The organism is Martinezella multihospitum (assembly GCF_900094585.1).
GTDB classification, from domain to species: domain Bacteria; phylum Pseudomonadota; class Alphaproteobacteria; order Rhizobiales; family Rhizobiaceae; genus Rhizobium; species Rhizobium multihospitium.
The window spans coordinates 584,886-604,867 of record NZ_FMAG01000004.1 but is presented as its reverse complement, the minus strand read 5'-3'; the positions used below and the strand labels follow the sequence as shown (position 1 = coordinate 604,867).

Below are 19,982 nucleotides of genomic sequence, written 5' to 3'. Positions count from 1 at the left end.
TCGCAAGGCAGGCGGACGGATTGCAGTTTGGATCTTGCCGCCTCAGGCAGCGCGGCGGGTGCGTGTTTCGTTAACGGCCTGCTCGGCAATGCGAAACTGTGCGAGCAGCTCGTTCAAGGTCGCGGCTTCCGATGCCAGGCCGTGGCTTGCGGCCGTCTGTTGCTCGACCATGGCGGCATTCTGCTGCGTGCCCTGATCCATGGTGTTGACTGCCGTGTTGATCTCCTGCAGTCCGGTCGACTGTTCGCGCGAGGCTCGCACGATCGCTTCGATGTTGCGGTTGATCTCCTGAACCTCCCGCACGATCACCTCGAGCGCTTCGCCCGTCTGGTTGACGAGGGTAACGCCGTTCTTCACCTGCTCGCCGGAGGCGGTGATCAGGGACTTGATCTCCTTGGCCGCCTGTGCGGAGCGCTGTGCGAGCTCGCGGACTTCCTGCGCGACCACGGCAAAGCCCTTGCCCGCTTCGCCGGCACGTGCCGCTTCGACACCGGCATTCAGGGCCAGAAGATTGGTCTGGAAGGCGATATCGTCGATGACGCCGATGATGTTGGAGATTTCGCCGGAGGATTTTTCGATCATATTCATGGCGCCGACCGCTTTTTCGACGATCTCGCCGGATTTTTCCGCTCCGCCGCGAGCACGCGTGACGAGCTGGCCGACCTCTTCCGCTCGACGGGCGCTATCCTTGACCGTTGTCGTGATTTCTTCGAGGGCTGCCGCAGTCTCCTCGACGGAAGCGGCCTGCTGTTCGGTGCGGCGTGCAAGATTATCCGCAGCAGCACGGATTTCTCCCGCACCCGTGTCGATTGCCCGGGCATTGCGCCCGACGGTCGCCATGGCGTCGTGGAGCCGTGCGACCGACGTATTGAAGTCGGTCCGTAGGCGGTCGAGGTCACCGGCAAAGGGAACGCTGATGCGGTGGACGAGATCGCCATTTGCAAGACGGCCAAGCCCGTCGGCGAGCGACTGCACGGCGGAAGCGATCTGCTCCTCCTCACTGGCCTTGAGGGCTTCGCGGTCGCGCCGCTCTTGCTCGCTCAGCATCCGCGTATCTTCGGCCTCCTTCGCAAGGCGGCCGCGCTGGATCATGTTGTCCCTGAAGACGGCAACTGCCGCGGCCATGCGTCCGAGCTCATCCCTGCGGTCTGTTCCCGGAATTTCGGCGGAGACATCACCGCCGGCAAGCGTGCCCATGGCGCTCGTCATCTGCAGGACCGGGCGGACCACCAATCTTGATAGCAGCACCGCCAAAACGGCGATCAGAGCGATGACGCCGATAACGGTTGCGGCGGCAGCAGCGATCCGGAACTTGGAAACACCGGCAAATGCGGCATCGCGGTCTATCTGCACACCGAGATACCAGTCGGCACGCGGCAAGCCCTGAACCGGCAGGAAGCTGACAAGGACGGGCTTGCCGTTGAAGGTCGTTTCGGAAATGCCGGAGCCGATCACGGGCGTTGCCTGCGGAAAGGCATCAGCGAGCTTCTTGGTGACCAGCTGCTGATCCTGATGGACAAGAATGGTCCCATCGCTCTTTACCAGGAATGCCGAACCTTTGCCGCCCATGGTGACCGACTTGATCATGGAGACGAGCGAGCCGAGCGAGAAATCGCTGGCGGCAACGCCGAACAGCTTGCCGTCGTGCTTGACCGGCATGGCGGCGCTGATGATGAGGTTACCCGTCGAGGCGTCATTATAGGGATCGGTCAGGACCAGCTTGTCGGCTTTCACGGCATCCTTGTACCAGGGCCGCTTGCGCGGGTCGTAATCCGCCGGAAGCGGCTGGTTGGGAACGCTGGTGAAAACACCTTGCTCGTCGCCGACATAGGTGGACATGAATTCGCGCAGCAGAACGGGATTGTCGAAGGCGCTGCTGATGCCGGCCGGATTTCCAGCCTTGGCGGCGGCATTGGCGGCAAGTTCGGTCAGCATGACGCGTGCGCCCAGCCAGTTCGAAATACTCTGCGACGCCTGAAGGCCGGAGGATTCGATCTCTCCCTTGACCGCCTCGCTGGCGGCGGTGCGCTGAAGGCTGTCTATGTAAATTGAAAAACCAGAGAGGGCGGCGATGACGACCAGAGATGCCACCACCAAAATCTTCGTCATCAAATTGAAACGGGTTTGCACGGGATCGGTCCTTTACGGTGATCCAGCGCGCCGATGACTGAAGAAGCCGACGCGCCGGATGGCCAAACGTCATGGTCATTCCAGCAAATGCCGTCATGGCGCCGCGTATGTCTTGACGAGACATGCGGTCAGATATGCTTGAGAAGCGTTAAGTTGCATTTAATCATGATCGACCCAGGCGTTGCAGAAGGGGCGGGCAGTGGAGACGGTATCCATAGCTCATTGAAACCTCAACTTACGATCGCCTTCAGGTATCTCTCCGTAGAACGTTCCACCACGCGGTTGCCGCCGCTCTCGACCGTTCGGCCGGGGAATGCGCCGTAGATGGCTTCGAAACGATAGGGTCGGACGGCTTCCGATATCGCCGTCACGGCCTTGGCATCGAGCGGAATGAGGTTCGGGTAACTGCGCATGAAGCTGACGAACTTGCGGTCCATGGTCACCTGCATCGTGTCGCCGACGAAGAGTGCGCCGCGGCCGCCTTCGAGCCAGGGGCAATGGAGCACGGAACTGCCGTCGAAATGGCCGCCACAGCGGATCATGGTCGCCTGGCCAATCGACAGCGTCTCGCCTGTCCATGGACGTAGCGTCGCATCGCGCCTTTGCACCCATTCACCATCGTCGGCGTGGATATGGATCGGCACTCCGCCACGGGCGGCACTCCATTCGGTCATCGACGAATAGAAATGAGGGTGGGAGATCGCGATCGCGCTTAAGCCGCCCATGGCGACGATCCGTGCCTTGCTGGTCTCGTCGATAAGGCTGAGGCAGTCCCAGAGGATATTGCCATCAGGTCCTTCGATCAGAAAGGCGCGCTGGCCAATGCCGAAATGGGGCGAGATCTGCAGACTGTGGACGCCTTCCGCTTCCTCGTTCCAGATTACCTCATGCTTCTGGCCGAGCCTTGCCATGTCGGTCCATTCCTGCCCCGATTGAGGTACGAACTGGCGTTCGTCTTCGCAGATTGGGCAAGCCGGAGGTGGTCCGTCGCCTTCATCGAACTGTGTGCCGCATGTGATGCAGATAAAATGCGTCATTTCGAACTCCCCGCCAGTCTGCCTTTCCAACCTGCGACCACGGACCCGCCGCACGGCAAGTGGAGGCTTCTGTGCTATATTGGCCAGACCTTGGACGGATCAAAGCAAAAAGGCGACGCAACAACCCTCAGACGATCTCGTTGAAGACAGAAAATCGTCGCTTTCAGGCCGACCTTTCCTGGAAAAATGGATATTCCTAACGAATAATGATAGGATTCATGGTAGCCTATCATTATGATTTTTAATGTAAAAATTCTTATTTCATCGATTTATGACAATCTGGCCTTGCAAAAGGCGCGAAGACAAAGAAACATAGTCGGCTAATGAAAGTTTAAACAATCGCGATATTGATGCCCGGCATCGTAGGCATATGGAGGACCACTATGGCGCTTATTTTCGGCCTCATCGCTCTGGCCGGTCACATCGCCCTTTTGCTCTGGGGCACGCGCATGGTCCAGACCGGTATCCAGCGCGCCTTCGGCCCTGATCTGCGCTCCTTTCTTGGCCGCGCGCTCAGCAATCGCACGAAGGCATTTTTTGCCGGAATCGGCGTCACCGCCATCCTGCAGAGCAGCACGGCGACTGGCTTGATGGCCTCGGGCTTTGCCGCCGGCGGGCTGGTGGATCTCGTGCCGGCGCTTGCCGTCATGCTGGGCGCCAATGTCGGCACGACCCTGATCGTTCAGGTGCTGTCCTTCGATGTTGCCGCCGCCTCGCCTGCGCTTATCCTTATCGGCGTGCTGATGTTCCGCCGGACTGCGAATTCGCGCGTGCACGATCTCGGGCGCGTCATGATCGGGCTTGGTTTCATGCTTCTGGCGCTGCATCAGCTCCTTGACCTGATGACGCAGTATGAGGGATCGAAGGCGCTCGCCTACGTCCTTGACGCGATAGCCTTGACGCCGGTGCTGAGCATGCTTCTGGCTGCCATTCTGACATGGGCAGCCCATTCCAGCGTCGCCGTCGTCCTGCTCATCATGTCGCTTGCAAGCAAGGGTCTCGTCAATGTCGATCAGGCCTTTGCGCTCGTTCTCGGTGCCAATCTCGGGACTGCAATCAATCCCCTGATCGAAGGGCAATCGGGCTTCGACCTGTCCGTCAAGCGACTGCCCATCGGCAATATGCTGACACGTATTGTCGGCGTCGCCGCGATGATCGGCCTGCTGGAGCCCGCTACCCGGTTGTCGGCGCTGGTCGATAGCGACAGCGCCCGCGCCGTGGCCAATTTTCACACCGCCTTCAATGTCGTCCTGGCTCTCATTTTCATGCCGCTGTTGCGACCCTATGCCGATCTATTGACCAGATTGCTGCCGCAGAAAGTCGACGAGGCCGATCCGACGCGCCCGAGATATCTCGATCCGGCGGCCAAGGAAACACCTGTCGTCGCTCTCGGTGCCGCGGCGCGGGAGGCGCTGAGACTGGTCGATGTGCTCTCGGAAATGCTCGGCGGCGCCAAGTCTGCCTTATCGGACACGGATCGAAAGGCACTGACGCGATTGCGGTCGCTGGACAATATCCTCGACAGCCTGAACACGGCGGTAAAGACCTATCTGACCTCGATCGATCCCGATGAGCTCGGCGAAGCCGACCGGCGGCGTCTGAACGAGATCCTGCTGTTTTCGATGAATATGGAACATGCCGGCGACGTGCTCGACCAGAACCTTCTGCCGCACCTGGCAAAGCGCCTGCGCCGAGGTTTGAGTTTCTCGAAGGAAGGACAGCTCGAACTGGCAAGATTGTTCGACCGATTACAGTCGAACCTCCAGACGGCGGCTGCTCTGTTCATGACGCAGAATGAAAGTGCCGCCCGCATGCTGGCAGAGGAGAAGGTGATTTTCCGCAAAGCGGAGCGCGAGGGGACGGAAGCCCATTTCCAGCGCTTGCGCCAGGGCGGGATCGAGACCGCCGAGACCAGCTCGCTTCACCTCGACCTTCTGCGCGACCTCAAGCAGATCAATTCCCATCTGGTCGCAGCAGCTGCTTATCCCGTTCTGGAGGAGCGCGGCGAACTCCTGCAGAGCCGGACGCCGAGCCCGGCTCCACCGGTTGTAGTGACTGCACATGACTAGACAGACCTATCTCAGCCGTCTGGCGGACGGCTGAGCCGGAATGCGGGACGCCGATATGGGTTCGAAACGTCCATTGGCTGCAGCTGTCTTATCGGCCGCAGCGCTGCGCCATCAAAAGTTCCTTTGACCCCATCGTGAGAGCCATCGTGTAGGGAAGTAGTCAGCCAAACGCTGCCATTATCCATTGGATTGCGGGAGGTGCTCCGAAATACCGAGTTCTCGCATGGATCTGTCGAAGATAAAAACACTGATCGATTTTGTTGGACGATCCAACGTTACCGAACTCACGGTAACGGAAAGAGATGTCACGGTTCGGATCTTCCGAACGCCCAATCCGACGGATTCGTTCGCGCCAGCGCAGGTGGCCGCCAGCGCAGCAACTGGTCACGCTCAACAGGGCTGCGATGTTTCCGGAAAATCACAAGGCACGGCCGTCACCGTGAAGGCGCCGATCTTCGGCGTCCTGCACCGGGCGCCGGCACCCGGGCAGGAGCCTTTCGTTAAGATCGGCGACATGGTGGAGGAGGGGCAGACGCTCTTCGTCATCGAAGCGATGAAGGTCTTCAACAAGATCGCAGCCCCGCAGGCCGGTCGCATCAGGCACCTCACCGAAATAGATGGCGGTGAAGTCGAGACGGGCGAAGTCCTGGCGGAGATCGTATGATGGCGGATTCTCTCGACAAGACCGGACTGGCAAGCCGACGTTTCGATACGGTCCTCATTGCCAATCGCGGCGAAATTGCTGTGCGAATTCAGCAGGCCTGCCGCGAACTCGGCTTGAAGACGGTCGCGATCTGCTCTGAAGCCGATAGGCAGGCGCCTTACGGCAAGACCGCCGACACCTTTCTGTGCATCGGTCCGGCGAACGCAGCCGGCAGTTATCTCAATCAAAATGCGATCCTTCTTGCCGCGCATCTGACCGGAGCGGGTGCGATCCATCCCGGCTACGGTTTTTTGTCCGAGAATGCCGCCTTTTCCGAAGCCGTCGAGAGAGCCGGCCTCGCATTCATTGGGCCGGAAGCTTCCTCGATCGCGATCATGGGCGACAAGATATCGGCGAAACGGGCAATGATTGCTGCCGGTGTGCCCTGCGTGCCTGGTCCGGATACGTCGCTTCCGGATGATCCGGCGTCGGTCGAGCAGATCGCCCAGGAGATCGGCTATCCCGTGATCATCAAGGCCGCCGGCGGCGGAGGCGGCAGAGGGATGCGGGTGGTTCCGGACGCAAGCGAGCTGCACGAGGCCATCATCCTGACACGGGAAGAGGCTCGCCAGGCTTTCGGCTCTCCGGCGCTCTACATGGAGAAGTTCCTTCAGCATCCGCGTCACATCGAAATTCAGGTGCTCTGCGATATCCATGGTAATGCCGTCTGGCTCGGGCATCGCGATTGCTCCATGCAGCGCCGGCATCAGAAGGTGGTGGAAGAGGCCCCGGCACCCGGGATCTCTTCGGAAGTGATCGAGCCCGTCGGCCTGGCTTGCGTGGAAGCCTGTCGGCAGATCGGCTACCGCGGCGTCGGAACCTTCGAATTCCTCTACGAAAACGGCGCCTTCTATTTCATCGAAATGAACACGCGCCTGCAGGTCGAGCATCCCGTCACCGAGATGACCAGCGGGATCGATATCGTTCAGGCGCAGATAATGGTCGCCCAGGGCAATTCCCTCGAAATGCGTCAGGATGATGTGGCATGTGCCGGCCATTCGTTCGAATGCCGCATCAATGCCGAGGACCCCGAAAGTTTCCTGCCTTCGGCAGGCACGATCTCCGATCTGGCACTGCCGGAAGGGCCGGGTATCCGGGTCGATACCCATATTCATGCCGGCTATCGCGTCTCGCCTTATTATGACTCGCTCATCGCCAAGTTGATCGTTCATGCGCCCACCCGGGCAGACGCGATGACAAGAATGCGCGAGGCACTTGCCGCCACCCGGATAGGTGGGATTTCCACCAACCTGCCATTGCTGCGCGCATTGTTCGAGGATGGAGGGTTTGCCCACGGCGAGACGGATATCCACTATCTGGAGCAATGGCTTCGGCACAGGAGGGCGGCGTGAGCTTGATCGACTTTAGCGACCCTTCGACCATCGCAGCCCTGGCCGATGCGCTCACGGCGGCAGGCGTCGATGGTCTGGAAATTTCGCGGCCGGGCGCCAATCTGCGCATCGTGGTTTCGAAGGCTGGGGATGCTCAAATCAGCCTGACAGGAGATGTGCAGCTTCAGCCGGCGATACCGGTGGCGGTGGCCAAAGCGCCAATGGCGGGCCACTTCTATCTCTTGCATCCTTCGGATTCCGACGAAACCGCGCATTTTCCCCGCGCTGTCTCAAGCCAGGATGTGATCGGCTTTATCCGCATCGGTTCCGTCCTGCTTCCCATTCCCGCCGGCAGGTCCGGTTTGCTGGCCAGGCAATTGGTCGAGCCCGAAACCCTGGTCGGATTTGGTGATCCCCTGTTCGAAATCGAGCCGCTATCATGATCGCTACCTCGAACACCGTCACATCGTCGCGCGAAATCGTTCCTGCCACCAAGGGCCGGGCCAGGATCTCCTGCATCGGCGCCCGATCTTTCCTGCTCGAAGCGCCGGGCGAATTCGATCTGCCCGCACAGCGGTGGATCTGGGCTCTGGCGCAAACGGTGAAGGGCTGGACTGATATAGCGGAAGTGATCCCCGGCATGACCAATCTTCTGGCGATCTTCAAGCAGATCCCCGAGGACCCCGAACTGGTGACGGGCCGGCTTCTTGAGGCATGGAACAAGGCCGAGAGCCTCGATCTGGCGGGAAAGATCATCGAAATTCCCGTTCACTATGGCGGCCCCTATGCGATTGACCTTCCCGCGATCTGCGATTTTTGCGGCTTGAGCGACCGCGAGGTCGTGCGCATCCACTATGAGGCGAGTTACCGCGTCTTTGCCTTGGGAAGCGCCCCCGGTTTCGGCTACCTGCACGGGCTCGATTCGCGCATCTACATGCCGCGCAAGACCGTTCCGTCGCTCAGGATGGAGAAGGGTAGCGTGACGATCGGGGGGATGCAGACAGGTGTTGCGATGCTGACAGGTCCGAACGGGTGGAACTCGCTCGGCCATGCGGATCTGCAGATGTTCGATCCGGCCTCCGCGACGCCAGCCCTGATGGCGCCCGGCGATACGGTGCGCTTTCTGCCGGCAAGGATCGAGCTATGATCGAGATCATTGAAACTGGCCCATTCAATACGGTTCAGGATCTCGGCCGCCCCGGCTATCGCGACATCGGCGTCACAGCCAGCGGCGCGATGGACCCTCTTGCGGTGAGGATCGGCAATATCCTCATTGGCAATGATGACGACGCGGCTGCGATAGAGGTCCAGACCTTTCCGTTCAAACTGCGGTTCGAGGCTCGTGCGGTCTTTGCCGTCACGGGCGCGGACGGCAATCCAATACTGGACGGACGGGAGTTGCTTTCCTGGTGCACCCACGTTGCCGAACCCGGTCAGATCCTTGAGCTAAGGCAGCCGCCCAGGTTCGCACGTGCTTACATCGTTTTCCGTGGCGGACTGGATGTGCCGGTTCTTATGGGCTCGCGCAGCACGTCCCTGCGCGGCGGCTTCGGCGGCAATGCCGGTCGCGCGCTCGTCAAGGGCGATCGGATTGAATTTGGCACGTCCGCGGATGAACTCCCCTTGCCGGCAGTTGGTCTTGCTGTGGTCGAGCCGGCGGTGGCGCTACGTGATATCTTTCCGGCTCCGGTCGATGGCGTGCTATCCATCCGTGCGATCGTTGCCGGCGAACATGAGCTGTTCGCCTCAGAAGGTGAGGCCTTCTGGGGCCAGATCTGGCGCATATCGTCAAGCAGCGACCGCACCGGTTATCGACTCTCCGGCGAACCCATAAGGCCGATGGCGACGGTCGAGATGCGCTCTCATGGCGTGGTGCCTGGCGTGGTTCAGGTCCCGCCCGGCGGCGAGCCGATCATTCAGATGAGCGATGCCAATACCGCAGGCGGCTATCCCAAGATCGCCGGCGTCATCGAATGCGATCTGTGGCGGCTCGGTCAGGCACGGATCGGAAGCCGGTTGCGGTTCGTCCGTTCGACGCATGCCGAGGCACGCGCGGTGGAGCAGGCCGTGACCCGCTACGTCGAGGATATCAGGCGGACGTCGCAGATGGTCAAGCGTGCTTTGAAGGCAATGGCTTGACGGCATTTTCAACGATCAGGGGAGGAAGCGATGAAGATCGATCTGAATTCCGACATGGGCGAAGGTTTCGGTCCTTATCGGCTATGCGATGACGAGGCGATGATGAAGATCGTCTCAACGGCCAACATTGCCTGTGGTTTTCATGGCGGTGATCCGGAGACGATGGCGCGCATGGTTCGTCTCGCCAAGGAGCATGGGGTGGGCATCGGCGCGCATCCGGGTCTGCCGGACCGCTCCGGCTTCGGCCGCCGCGAGATGCCGTTCCAGCCGGACGAGCTTAGGCAGCAGATGCTCTATCAGCTTGGCGCGCTGATTGCGATCGCCAGGAGCGAGGGTATGACCGTCGGACATTTCAGCTTTCACGCGGCCATGGGCAATATGGTCAATCGCGATCCGGCGCTCGCCGATCTGATGATGAATGCCATTGCCACGGTCGATCCGCATCTCGTCGTGTTTGTGACGCCTGACAGCGAAATCGAAAAGGCGGCAAAACGCGCGAAGCTCAAGACGCTGGCGCTGTTTCTGGCCGACCGCGCCTATGATGCCGGCGGCAGGCTCGTTTCCCGCGGCCTGCCGGGCGCGCTGGTCAAGGACGAGGCTTCGGTCCGGGCGCGAGTGCGCCGTTTCCTGACCAGCGGGACAGTCGAGGCCATTGACGGGACCACGATCCAGATGCCCGCCCGTTCGATCCTTGTCCACAGCGACACGCCCGGTTCGCTGGAGCTCGCCCGTATCGTCCGCAGTGAAATCGAAGCTTCCGGCGCCACCCTCGCGCCTGCGGCCGAACTTGCATCCTGATTGCCTTCAGTAGTCAGTTTTTCATTTCCATCGAAAGAGCACGCCAATGCCCTCCACAGCCGATCGTCTGAAGAACGTTTCCATCTCCGCTTCCGCCGCCATGACCCAGCGCGCCCGCGAACTGGCCGCCAAAGGCATCAAGGTCGTCAGCCTTTCATCGGGGGAGCCGGATTTTCCGACCCCGGCCCATGCGATCGAGGCGGCGCATGCTGCCGCACTGAGCGGCGATACCAAATATCCGCCGATGGATGGCACGCCGGCACTGAAGGCTGCGATCAGCCGAAAATTCAAGCGCGACAACAATCTCGATTACGATGCAAGCCAGATCGTCGTTTCCGGCGGCGGCAAGCAGGTGATCTTCAACGCGATGCTTGCCACCTGCAATCCCGGCGACGAGGTCGTCATTCCCACGCCGTCGTGGGTCAGCTACGCCGACATCGTCAAGTTTGCCGGCGGCGTCCCGGTCGCCGTCCCTTGTTTCGAGCAGGCCGGGTTCAAGTTGCGTCCGGAAGATCTGGAGGCGGTGATCACGCCGCGCACCAAATGGCTTCTCCTGAACTTCCCGAACAATCCGACAGGTGCTGCCTGCTCGCGCGCGGAAATGGCCGCGATCGCCGAGGTCATGCTACGTCACCCGAATGTATGGATACTCACCGATGATATCTACGAACACCTGGTCTATGACGGGTTCGAGTTCTGCACGATTGCCGATGCGGAACCCAGGCTCTACGACCGGGTCCTGACGATGAACGGCGTCTCCAAGGCCTATGCGATGACCGGTTGGCGCTTGGGATATTGCGCCAGCGGATCGAAGGAATTGATTGCCGCTATCAGCAACGTCAACGGTCAGAACAGCGGCGGCATCGCAACCGTCACGCAGGCAGCCGCGATCGCGGCGCTGGACGGTCCGCAGGATCTCCTGAAGGAGCGGGCGGCAATCTACAGGGAAAGACGCGATTTTGTCCTCGACCAACTGTCGAAGGTCGATGGGCTGCGCTGCCACAAGCCGGAAGGCGCCTTCTACATCTATCCCAACATGTCCGGCCTGATCGGCAAGACCACCAAGGGTGGACGCAAGATCGAGACGGACATCGATTTTGTCATGGCGCTGGTCGATGAGCACCATGTCGCGACGGTGCAAGGCTCCGCCTATGGCATGAGCCCTTATTTCCGCATCTCCTATGCGACAAGCATGGAAAAGCTTGGCGAGGGCTGCGCCCGTATTGCCGAGTTCTGCCGCGATATGCGCTGAGCCGCAATCCCGCGCGCCTCCGATCCGGTTTCCGGGTCGGAGGCTACTGGCGTCCACCTCTAAGCTCTAGACCTTCAACTGCTCGGTCAGCTCGACGAGGATGTCCTTGACGGCAAATGCCGGCTCCGACAGTGAGTTCTGATCGGATGTGCAAAGCGACAGCGTTTCCTCGATCCGCGGCGAAATCAGCCGGCAGACGAGAGGCTCGCTCGATTCCGAGACGATGCGGTCGGCAATCGCTTTCGGCATGATGGTCGCGCCAAGCCCGCTTCCGACGGCGCGCGCCAGGGTGCGTACGATCTCAACTTCGGCCACGACCTTGAGATTGATGCGGCTGCGTGTGAAGGCGGCATCGACGGCCCGGCGCACGAAATTGTAAGCCGGCGGCAACAACATTGGCATGCCATCCAGTGCGCTGACGGGCACGGGTTTCTGGTCTGAATCGATCGCGAAATTGCGATGGGCAACGAGGTAGAATTCCTCCCTCAGGATCGGCTCGAACCGCACGCCCTTGATCGGCCCCGTGCCGTGGATCAGCGCCATTTCCAGCCGGCCGGTCATGATCATCTGGCTATAGGTCTGGCCGACGCTTTCCGTCAGATGAAGCAGAATTCCGGGGTGTCTCTTCCTTGTCTCCGCCAGAAGGTCGACCGAAAGCGTGGCGGCGCTGCTGAAGGGCACGAGACCGACCGAGACGCGTCCAGCAAGCGAGTTGCCGGCGGCGGCGGCATCGGCTTGCGCCTGTTCCATCTGGCGCAGAATGATTTGCGCGTGCCGATAGACCGCGTGTCCGGCATCGGTCATGCTGACGCCCTGCTGGCTTCGGATCAGGAGCTTCTGGCCGAAATGTTCCTCGAGCGCCGCCAATTGCTGGCTCAGAGCCGGCTGCGCGAGATGCAGGATATCGGCGGCGCGCGTGATGCTGCCGCTATCGACGATGGCGATGAAGGATTTGAAGCGTCTGATATCCATGGCATTCGTACTGTTCTGTCTTTGCCGGGCATGTTTGCAGACACGCATCTGTTTTGCAACGCGGGCCGATGTCGGAAAAACCTGCGCATCGCTGCAAAAGTGAGGGAGACGACCCTCAGCTTTAACCGGCTCGCTTGCGGCCCGCACATCTCCATAAAACTTGCTTATTACTCCAAAAGTAATCGGTCTTAGGCAAGGAGTTGAAGCTCCGCTAATGTCCACACCAACAAAAAGGGGATCAGAATGCCATTCTCCGATTACAAGACCGCGCTGGTCACCGGCGCTTCCTCCGGGATCGGTGCCGCAGTGGTAGAGCGGCTTTGCCGCGAGGGCATCGAAGTGCATGCGATCGCTCGCAGTGCCGGTGCCCTGAAAGAACTGGCCGAGCGCACGGGATGCATCGCACACGTCATCGATGTCACGGATCGCGCCGCAATTGCCGCTCTTGCGAGCAGCGTAGAGTTCGACATTCTGGTCAATAATGCCGGCGTTGACCGGCCAAAGAAATTTCTTCAGGCGGACGAAGAGGACATCGATATCCTCATCGACGTCAATCTTCGCGCCGTTCTGCACATCTGCCGTCTGGTCGTGCCGGGGATGGTGGCTCGCGACCGCGGGCATGTCGTCAACATCTCCTCGATTGCCGGAAACTACAATTTCGGTGGCAACTCCACCTATCATGCCGTCAAGGCTGGCGTCGCCATGCTGTCGAACCAGCTGCGCATCGATGCATTCGGCAAGCGGGTCCGCGTCACCGAGATCTGCCCTGGTCGTGTTGCGACCGATATCTTCAACCACGTCCATGGTGATGACCCGAGCGTGCGCGAACGCTTCATCGACGGGTTCGAGCTGCCGCAGGCGGCCGATATCGCAGATGCGATCGCCTTTGCGATTTCAGCGCCGGTCGCGGTCAATATCGGTCATATGGAGATCACCCCGACATTGCAGGTGATGGGCGGCCTGCAGACGGCAAAGCCCGAGACATCCGCCGCCACCTATGATGCGGAAGGTGCGAAGCGGTGAGCGGGTTCGATCTGTCGGCCATCCTGAGGAATCCGGATTACGTCGCGATGCTCTTGCAGGGCATCGAGATGACCTTCGTCATCTATATCAGCTCTTGGCTCCTTGCGATGACGCTGGCCATCCTGCTTTTTGCCCTCCGGGTCTCGCCGCTTCGCATCGGCGAGCCGATCGTGAAGGCCTACGTCTCTTACCATCGCAACGTGCCGACGCTGGTGCAGCTGATGTTCTGGTATTTCGGGATCTATACACTGATGCCGCAGGGCGTCACCGACTGGCTTGCCGACCACAATGCCGAGGCGATCTTCGCCATCATAGGCCTGGGATTATGCCAGGCCGCCTATTTCAGCGAGGACTTGCGCTCCGGCCTGCGGTCAGTCAGCCCGGGACAGATGGAAGCGGCCAAAGCGCTCGGGCACGGCTACATCTCCGCCATGCGGTTCGTGATCATGCCTCAGGGCGTGCGCAATGCTCTGCCGCCGCTGATCAATCACAGCGTTTCCTTGTTCAAGAACAGCAGTCTCGCGATTGTCGTAGGTGCGTCTGAACTTACGCATGCCGTAAAGGAAATCGACAATGTCAGTTTCCGCACCTTTGAGATCTATCTGATCGGTACGGTCATCTATCTGTTCTTCTCCCTCATCATCATGGCCTTGGGCGCATATGTCTCCCTGCGCAGCGATCCGCTACGGAGGGCGCGCGCGTGATCCAGGATATCATCAAGATCATCCATGATTATTGGCTGCTACTGCTGATCGGCCAGTACCCCAATGGCCCGCTGGGCGGCCTTGCCAACACGCTGATCCTTTCAGCGCTTGCCATCGCACTCGCGTTTCCCGTCAGCATATTGCTAGCCATGGCTCGCCTCTCCAAATGGGCAGTCCTCAGATGGCCCGCTACCGGCCTCGTCTATATCACCCGCGGCGTTCCGCTGCTGATGCTGATCCTGTGGTGCTATTTCATCGTTCCACTATGGACGGGGGCGGATGTCCCGAGCTTTCTGATTATGTTGGTGACGCTTGTGATCTATGAGGGCGCATTCTTAAGCGAGGTCGTACGGGCCGGCATCGTCTCGCTTGGCCAGGGACAAATGGATGCTGCCAGGGCGCTTGGCCACAGTTACATCGGCGCGATGCGCTTCGTGATCCTGCCGCAGGCGCTCTACAACATGATCCCGAGCATGATCTCGACATTCGTCTCGACGATCAAGGACACGACGCTCGGTTATATCATCAATGTGCCGGATCTGACTTTCGCGGCAAGCCAGGTGAACAACCAGCTTCTGTCGCAACCCTTCCAGGTCTTCTTCATCCTCGCCGTGGTCTACTACGTGCTCTGCTGGAGCCTGACCCATGCCGCAAACAGCGTCGAACGGCGAATTGCCCGTCGACGAGCCGGGCCACGGAAGATACGCCTGCGCAGCGATGTCGTCCCCCTAAAAACATTCACGGAGCAGCTATGAGCACCCCAGTTTCCGGGCCGCAGGACGGCGCTCAGGAGATTCGTCTTCGCGAGGTCTGCAAGAGCTACGGTCATTACCAGGTGTTGAACAACATCAATGCCGATGTCAGCCGCGGCGAAGTCGTCGTCATTTGCGGTCCGTCCGGTTCCGGCAAGTCGACACTGATCCGCACGATCAATCGGCTGGAGGAGATCAATAGCGGTTCGATAGATTTTGAGGGAAAGAATATTCATGCCGCGATGGGCGCCGGTGAGCTCAATCGGCTGCGCAGCCGGATCGGCTTCGTCTTTCAGAATTTCAACCTGTTTCCCCATTTGTCGGTCGTCGACAATGTTTCGATGTCACCGATCCGGGTCAAGGGCGTGCCGGCGAAAGTGGCGCGCGACAAGGCGCTCGCGTTACTTGATCGCGTCGGCCTTGCCGATAAGGCGAATGCCTATCCAGGCCAGCTTTCCGGCGGCCAGCAGCAGCGAGTGGCCATTGCCCGCGCGCTCGCGATGGAGCCGCCGGTCATGCTCTTCGACGAGCCGACGAGCGCGCTTGATCCCGAGATGGTCGGCGAAGTGCTCAGCGTCATGAAAAGCCTGGCGGCCGAAGGAATGACCATGCTCTGCGTCACGCATGAAATGGGCTTTGCCCGCGATGTGGCCGACCGGATCTGGTTTATCGACGCCGGCGAGATCCTGGAGACCGCGCCTCCCGAGGAGTTTTTCAAAAGCCCCCGTCATCCGAGAGCTCAGCGCTTTCTTTCGGATCTGCGCCATTAGGCATCTGAAATCAATAACAAGGAGAACAGCTATGGACTGGAAATATCTTACCGTGACATTGGCGCTTTCCGGCATCGCCATTGCCCTGCCGGCCAGGGCGGATCAGCTCGACACCATCATGTCGGCAAAGACGCTGCGCTGCGCGACCTATGCCGACGTGCCGCCGTTTTCCTCGCCCGATCCAAAGACCAGAGAAATGGTCGGCTTCGACGTCGATCTATGCCGGGCGATCGCAAACGAACTCGGCGTGAAGGCCGAGGTCAAGCCGATCTCGGTCGAGGCGCGCGTCCCGGAAGTCAAGCTTGGCCGCGTCGATATCACGGTTGCCAACCTTGCCTATACGCTTAGTCGCGCAGAACAGATCCAGTTCAGCGATCCCTACTACATCGCCAAGGAAATGCTCATCGTTCCCGCAGATGATGCCGGCAAGACGAAGGCCGATTTCGAGGGCAAACGTCTTGCCTCGACCAAGGGCTCGACGTCGGAACTGGCGATCAAGCTCAATAAATCCGACCCGCTGACCTTCCAGGACACCGGGTCTGCCTATCTCGCCGTTCAGCAGGGCAAGGCGCGCGGTCTCGTCGCCAACACCATGACGACGACGCTGCTTGTCAACGAATCCAAGACGAAGGGCAAGCAGATGCGCATGATCGACGAACCCATGCTGCTGGAGCCGGTCGGTATCGGTATGCAAAAGGATCAGCCGGCTCTGACCGCAAAGATCAACGAAATCCTGCACACGCTCGACGGCAAAGGCGAGATCAACAAGATCTGGGAAAAATGGCTCGGTCCGAACACCGAGTACAAAATGACCCGTACCGAAAAGGTCGTCCCGATCACCGAATTGAAGTTCGACCCTATCCCCTGACGACAGGCCGCTTGGCCGGCCAGTCCATCCATCAAAATTGTCATTGATAACAGGCGGTGGGCGCGCCCGCCGCCGGCTTAACCATGGGAGGTTTCCGTGACTCACATCAAAGATATTGCCAAGCGCCCGAGCAAGGCCGACATCGAGGCGCTCGCCAAATTCTCGCCCGCGACGATCCATGAGGCCCAGGGCCGGCGCGGCGCGCTGTCCTCGCGGTTGAAGCCGGTGGATTACCGGATGAAGCTTTGCGGCCCGGCATTCACGGTCAAGTGCGCGCCGCGCGACAACATCATGCTGCAGCTCGCGATTAACTACGCCAAGCCGGGCGACATCATCGTCGTCTCCGCGGGCGAATATGAAGAAGCCGGCTCCTTCGGCGATGTCCTGGCCAATGCCTGCCTTGCCAAGGGCATCGGTGGCTTGGTGACCGATACCGGCGTGCGCGACACGCTGCAACTGCGAGAACTTGGATTTCCAGTCTTCTCGCTGAGCGTCTGCATCAAGGGCACGGTCAAGGAGACGATCGCCGCGGTCAACGATCCGGTCATCGTTGGTGGAGAGATCATCAATCCCGGCGACATCGTCATCGGCGACGCCGACGGACTGGTCATCGTTCGCCAGGAGGAGGCGCAGGATGTCGCGCGGCTCTCACAGGCCCGCGACGAGGCCGAAGCTGGATACATCGAGGCCTACAAACAAGGCAAGTCGGTCATTGAAGTCAGCAAGCTTGAGCCCGTATTGAAGGCTAAAGGCCTCATCGTAGGTATCTGAGCGGCCGGCGTTTGAAGTCTCTACGGTCAGCCACATAGGCGGCGATTCCATTGGCGACAGATTGTTGCTGCCGTGGCCGCCTATGACTCTATAAGGCGCTCGGCGCTGAACTTATCCGTTATCAGCGTATCGATAACTCCGATCCTGAGGGCTCCGGCGATTGCCGCGGTCTTCTTCGCTCCGCCGGCAAGCGCGATGACCCGATCGACCCGTTCGAGATCTTCAAGCGGGAAGCCGATGACGCGCTCGTCGAGCGGCGTCTTGACAGGCTTGCCGTCCTTGTTGAAGAACCGCAGCGATATATCGCCGACTGCACCTGCCTCGGCGAGATCGGCAAGCTCCCGCGACGAGAAGATATTGCCGGATCTCGCCAGCAGTTCCGACGGCTCCACGGCCCCGATGCCGACGATGGCGAGAGTGATGCTGCCGAAAAGATCCATGGTCTCCCGCACGAACGGATCCGCCTGCATCAGGAGTTTGGCCTCGCGTGAGGTCGTGACGCCCTGCACGGGAAGAAGCTTCGGCTCGGCACCCGTCAGTCGGGCAAGGCGGGTGGTCAACTGGGTGGCATGCGTCTGGACCGACGGGTCGCCCATGCCGCCAAGCGTCTGAACGACATATTTGGCCTGGGCGCTCTTCTGCGGATGAATGTTTTCCACCATCCTGAAGATCGTCTGGCTCCAGCTCGACACACCTATGATTTCGCCGGGCGCAAGCGTCACCTCCAGAAGATGCGCGGCAGCTTCGCCGATCCGGGCCATGATGGCGCCGTCCCGGTCCTCGGTGCATTCGACGACGATCGCCTCGGGGAGACCGTACTTCTCGCGTAGCGCTCCTTCGAGTTCGCTGTAGGTGCCGACGGGCGGAATGACGCTTGTCCGCACGATGTCTTCCGCCTCGGCCCGCTTCAGCATTCGCGACACGGTTGCCTGCGACAGGCGAAGGTGCTGCGCGATGTCCGCCTGCCGCTTGCCCTCTATGTGGTACATCTGGGCAACTCTTGAGATGAGGCGGAGTTCGTTAAGGCGAGCCATCGTTGATCCCGGGGTGAATTTTTATTCACCTTTAACCGGTGTTGCGCGCAACGTCGAGCGGGCCACCGCATCATTCCACCTGTTCAGGAGGCCAGTGCCGTCGATGTTTTCCGGCTCGATGACCTTATTGTTTCTCGGAAGCGCCGCGATGGCATCGAGATCCGGCCACAGGCCTATCGAAAGACCTGCAAGATAGGCTGCTCCAAGCGCCGACGCCTCCGGTGCCTCGCACTGGATGACAGCGTGTTTTACCAGGTTTGATACGCACTGCATGAGAAAGCGGTTCTGGCTCGGCCCGCCGTCGACGTAAAGCATGCCGAGATCGCCACCGCTCTGTGCCCGCATCGCAGTGATCACATCATGAACCTGGAAAGCGATCGAGTCGGTGACCGAGCGCGCCATCTGCGCGCGGGTTGTGCTGAAGTTGATCTGCGAGAAAAGGGCGCGGGCGTCAGAATTCCAGTACGGGGCGCCCAGACCGACGAAGGCGGGCACGAAGCCCGGGCCATCAGGCTCGGCGGTTGCAGCTAGGTCTACAAGGGAGCCAACATCGGGAAGACCCAGGATGCCAGCCATCCATGGCAGGCTTGCGGCGCAAACAAGAATATTGCCTTCGAATGCGAAGGTTGGCTGTCCGGCGACGCGCCAGGCGACCGTTGTGGTGATGCCATTGCGCGGTGCGATGAAGCGCGGAAGAGTGGTCATGATGGATGACCCCGTTCCGAAGGTCGCCTTGCCGTCGCCCGGCTTGAAGGCTCCGTGGCCGAACAATGCTGCGTGGCTGTCCCCGATGGCCGATCTGATCGGTGTGCCATCCGGAACGCCGGCAAGACCACGCGTTGTTCCGAAATCCGCGGAGCTGTCGAGCACTTGGGGGAGGAGCCGGATATCGACTCCGAAAATCGCGCCCAGTTCCTCGCTCCAGGCTTGGGCCTCAAGGTCGAACAACTGGCTTCGCGCGGCATTCGAGGCGTCGCAGACATGCTTGCGGCCGTCGGTAAGGCAGTGAATGAGCCAGCTGTCGATCGTTCCGATGCGGACCTTTTTCCCATGCGCGACCCGATCGAGAAGCCATCGGAACTTCGGGCCAGGAAACATCGGATCAAGGGGGAGGCCGGTCAACGCCTCGACGCGCTTGAGATGTCCGTCCGCGATGAGACGCTCGCAATCCGGCGCCGTGCGCCGGCATTGCCAGCTCAAAACCGGCCCAAGCGCCTTGCCCGTTTCGGCATCCCATATAGTGACGGATTCCCGCTGATTGGAGATCGCTATTGCTCCGATTGTCGCGCCTGGCGCGCTTTGCAGGCATAGTGCGATCGCTTCACAGACGGATGCGTAAATCCGATCGGGATCCTGTTCGACCCAGCCAGGCTGCGGATAGGAGATGCCCACCGGAGCCGAGCCTCTGGCAATGATGTCTCCGCTCTCGGAGACCAGTACCGCCTTAGAATTGGTGGTTCCCTGGTCGATTGCCAGAATGGCCCGCATCATATCCTCCACCGGAGCATGGTGCCGAAAAGTGTGAGCGGTTTTCGGACGACATCATGCTCTACTTCTTTGATTTCAGAGCGGATTCAGATTTTAGCTCGATTCGAGCTAAAATCATCCGGCTCTAATGACAGGGACGGG

At 60.2% G+C, this 19,982-nt stretch carries 19 protein-coding genes; 14 read left to right on the top strand and 5 right to left on the bottom strand.

Annotated elements, in window-relative coordinates; genetic code table 11:
- Positions 1 to 42 precede the first annotated feature (42 nt).
- Together mcpU and GA0061103_RS18915 are read right to left on the bottom strand one after the other, a co-directional pair.
- Entirely contained in the window at positions 43 to 2,130 is a 2,088-nt protein-coding gene (gene mcpU / locus GA0061103_RS18920) for a methyl-accepting chemotaxis protein McpU (protein ID WP_167376611.1), read from the bottom strand.
- 230 nt (positions 2,131 to 2,360) lie between these two features.
- A complete protein-coding gene (locus GA0061103_RS18915; RefSeq protein WP_092713781.1) occupies positions 2,361 to 3,167 on the bottom strand; it encodes an MBL fold metallo-hydrolase in 807 nt (268 codons plus the stop codon).
- 383 nt (positions 3,168 to 3,550) lie between these two features.
- Here GA0061103_RS18915 and GA0061103_RS18910 point away from each other — a divergent pair, with 383 nt between their 5' ends.
- The 8 genes from GA0061103_RS18910 (at position 3,551) to GA0061103_RS18875 (ending at position 11,459) form a co-directional block, all read left to right on the top strand.
- Positions 3,551 to 5,236: a Na/Pi cotransporter family protein gene (locus GA0061103_RS18910; protein ID WP_092713779.1), complete on the top strand. Its 1,686-nt coding sequence runs from the start codon at positions 3,551 to 3,553 to the stop codon at positions 5,234 to 5,236.
- Between the two features lie 223 nt (positions 5,237 to 5,459).
- Positions 5,460 to 5,900 carry an acetyl-CoA carboxylase biotin carboxyl carrier protein gene (locus GA0061103_RS18905; RefSeq protein WP_092713777.1) on the top strand — a complete coding sequence of 147 codons (441 nt, stop codon included), beginning with the start codon at positions 5,460 to 5,462 and terminating at the stop codon, positions 5,898 to 5,900.
- On the top strand, positions 5,900 to 7,291 hold the full coding sequence (gene accC, locus GA0061103_RS18900) for an acetyl-CoA carboxylase biotin carboxylase subunit (protein WP_092713775.1): 1,392 nt from the start codon (positions 5,900 to 5,902) through the stop codon (positions 7,289 to 7,291). The genes GA0061103_RS18905 and accC overlap by 1 nt, the downstream gene beginning before the upstream one ends.
- Entirely contained in the window at positions 7,288 to 7,713 is a 426-nt protein-coding gene (locus GA0061103_RS18895; protein WP_092714378.1) for an acetyl-CoA carboxylase, read from the top strand. Before accC ends, GA0061103_RS18895 begins: the two co-directional genes overlap by 4 nt.
- Positions 7,710 to 8,417 (top strand): 5-oxoprolinase subunit PxpB, encoded by a 708-nt coding sequence (pxpB, locus tag GA0061103_RS18890; RefSeq protein WP_092713773.1) that lies wholly within the window; start codon positions 7,710 to 7,712, stop codon positions 8,415 to 8,417. Before GA0061103_RS18895 ends, pxpB begins: the two co-directional genes overlap by 4 nt.
- On the top strand, positions 8,414 to 9,409 hold the full coding sequence (locus tag GA0061103_RS18885; protein WP_092713771.1) for a 5-oxoprolinase subunit C family protein: 996 nt from the start codon (positions 8,414 to 8,416) through the stop codon (positions 9,407 to 9,409). The genes pxpB and GA0061103_RS18885 overlap by 4 nt, the downstream gene beginning before the upstream one ends.
- 30 nt (positions 9,410 to 9,439) lie before the next feature.
- Positions 9,440 to 10,207, top strand: coding sequence for a 5-oxoprolinase subunit PxpA (locus GA0061103_RS18880; protein WP_092713769.1), 768 nt, complete (start codon positions 9,440 to 9,442; stop codon positions 10,205 to 10,207).
- A 46-nt stretch (positions 10,208 to 10,253) separates the two neighbouring features.
- Positions 10,254 to 11,459 carry a pyridoxal phosphate-dependent aminotransferase gene (locus GA0061103_RS18875; RefSeq protein WP_092713766.1) on the top strand — a complete coding sequence of 402 codons (1,206 nt, stop codon included), beginning with the start codon at positions 10,254 to 10,256 and terminating at the stop codon, positions 11,457 to 11,459.
- Between the two features lie 66 nt (positions 11,460 to 11,525).
- On the opposite strand, the gene nac is transcribed toward GA0061103_RS18875, so the two are convergent.
- Positions 11,526 to 12,479, bottom strand: a complete 954-nt coding sequence (gene nac, locus GA0061103_RS18870; RefSeq protein WP_208603528.1) for a nitrogen assimilation transcriptional regulator NAC — start codon at positions 12,477 to 12,479, stop codon at positions 11,526 to 11,528.
- A 195-nt stretch (positions 12,480 to 12,674) separates the two neighbouring features.
- On the opposite strand from nac, the gene GA0061103_RS18865 reads away from it, so the two are divergent.
- The 6 genes from GA0061103_RS18865 (at position 12,675) to GA0061103_RS18840 (ending at position 17,319) form a co-directional block, all read left to right on the top strand.
- The gene (locus GA0061103_RS18865) at positions 12,675 to 13,454 is read left to right on the top strand and encodes an SDR family oxidoreductase (RefSeq protein WP_092713762.1); all 780 of its coding nucleotides are present in this window, start codon (positions 12,675 to 12,677) and stop codon (positions 13,452 to 13,454) included.
- Positions 13,451 to 14,158: an amino acid ABC transporter permease gene (locus tag GA0061103_RS18860; protein ID WP_092713760.1), complete on the top strand. Its 708-nt coding sequence runs from the start codon at positions 13,451 to 13,453 to the stop codon at positions 14,156 to 14,158. Before GA0061103_RS18865 ends, GA0061103_RS18860 begins: the two co-directional genes overlap by 4 nt.
- Positions 14,155 to 14,913, top strand: coding sequence for an amino acid ABC transporter permease (locus GA0061103_RS18855; protein ID WP_092713758.1), 759 nt, complete (start codon positions 14,155 to 14,157; stop codon positions 14,911 to 14,913). Before GA0061103_RS18860 ends, GA0061103_RS18855 begins: the two co-directional genes overlap by 4 nt.
- A complete protein-coding gene (locus GA0061103_RS18850; protein WP_092713756.1) occupies positions 14,910 to 15,680 on the top strand; it encodes an amino acid ABC transporter ATP-binding protein in 771 nt (256 codons plus the stop codon). The genes GA0061103_RS18855 and GA0061103_RS18850 overlap by 4 nt, the downstream gene beginning before the upstream one ends.
- A gap of 31 nt (positions 15,681 to 15,711) precedes the next feature.
- The gene (locus GA0061103_RS18845; RefSeq protein ID WP_092713754.1) at positions 15,712 to 16,548 is read left to right on the top strand and encodes an ABC transporter substrate-binding protein; all 837 of its coding nucleotides are present in this window, start codon (positions 15,712 to 15,714) and stop codon (positions 16,546 to 16,548) included.
- Between the two features lie 96 nt (positions 16,549 to 16,644).
- A complete protein-coding gene (locus GA0061103_RS18840) occupies positions 16,645 to 17,319 on the top strand; it encodes a 4-carboxy-4-hydroxy-2-oxoadipate aldolase/oxaloacetate decarboxylase (protein ID WP_092713752.1) in 675 nt (224 codons plus the stop codon).
- Positions 17,320 to 17,399: 80 nt separating this feature from the next.
- Here GA0061103_RS18840 and GA0061103_RS18835 read toward each other — a convergent pair whose 3' ends face one another.
- The gene (locus GA0061103_RS18835) at positions 17,400 to 18,353 is read right to left on the bottom strand and encodes a sugar-binding transcriptional regulator (RefSeq protein ID WP_075855981.1); all 954 of its coding nucleotides are present in this window, start codon (positions 18,351 to 18,353) and stop codon (positions 17,400 to 17,402) included.
- Between the two features lie 21 nt (positions 18,354 to 18,374).
- Positions 18,375 to 19,841: an FGGY family carbohydrate kinase gene (locus GA0061103_RS18830; protein WP_092714376.1), complete on the bottom strand. Its 1,467-nt coding sequence runs from the start codon at positions 19,839 to 19,841 to the stop codon at positions 18,375 to 18,377.
- Positions 19,842 to 19,982 lie beyond the last annotated feature (141 nt).